The following is a 629-nucleotide window of genomic DNA, read 5'->3' on the forward strand; positions in this document are numbered from 1 at the left end:
GATGTCTTCCAGCGTACGGCCTTTGGTTTCTTCACCCAATACCAAGATTACCGCCACAATCAGCAGCATAACCAGCGCGAACATCATAAAGATATTGCCGAAGCCGCCGCTGTTGCCCACCATCGCCGCCACCACTATGGGCGCGAGTATGCCGCCGATGCGGCCGATGGCGCCTGCCCAGCCGGATGCGAAAGCACGGAAGCGCAAGGGGTAGAGCTCAGGGGTGTAGGTGTACAAAACGCCCCATGCGCCCAAGTTGAAGAAGGACATCAGGCTGCCCCAAATCATGACTTCGGCAGCAGTGGTGCTTTGCCCGAAAAACCATGCGCACACGGCGCACGCGGCCAAAAAGCCTGCCAGCGTTGCTTTGCGGCCGATTCTTTCCACCAAAGCCGCGGCGGCAATATAGCCGGGCAGTTGCGCAACAATCATTACCAGCACATATTCAAAGGTTTTGACCACGGTATTGCCCTGCTCGACCAGCAGTTTGGGCAACCAAGTAAAAATGCCGTAATACGAAAACACGATGCCGAACCAAACCAGCCACATCATCAGCGTACGCCGTGCAAACGGATGTTGCCAAAGTTGGAAGAAGCGGATGCGTTCGCGCGGGGCAGCCGGTGCAGCAA

1 protein-coding gene is annotated in these 629 nt (G+C 56.8%); it reads right to left on the reverse strand.

Translation table 11 applies throughout. From position 1 onward, the window contains the following. A partial coding sequence (locus tag ACTHUM_RS17405) for an MFS transporter (protein WP_440403611.1) occupies positions 1-629 on the reverse strand: 629 nt, incomplete at both ends.

This window comes from Neisseria sp. P0021.S006 (assembly GCF_051956895.1).